Raw genomic sequence first — 206 nt, forward strand, 5'->3', positions numbered from 1 at the left:
CATCTACCATCAGGCCTGCTAGTCCCGGGTATGTGAACACAACCTCAATCACCACAACTCCTCCCTGTAGGGAGGAAAGGCTGAGCGCCACAGCGTTTACAATGGTGCCAATCGCATTCGGAATAGCATTCACAAAAATCAGTCGTGCTGGGCCAACCCCATTGAGAATAGCAATTTCAATTTAAGCGGCCGATAACGTATCGGCC

General features: G+C 50.5%; 1 protein-coding gene. It reads right to left on the reverse strand.

The genetic code is table 11. The features are described 5' to 3' along the window. On the reverse strand, positions 1-181 hold a 181-nt coding region (locus tag KB213_RS12775), incomplete at its 3' end, for an ABC transporter permease subunit (protein WP_346266722.1). Positions 182-206: the final 25 nt, after the last annotated feature.

Origin of the sequence: Neokomagataea anthophila (assembly GCF_018122595.1) — a bacterium.
Taxonomy (GTDB): Bacteria; Pseudomonadota; Alphaproteobacteria; order Acetobacterales; family Acetobacteraceae; genus Gluconobacter; species Gluconobacter anthophilus.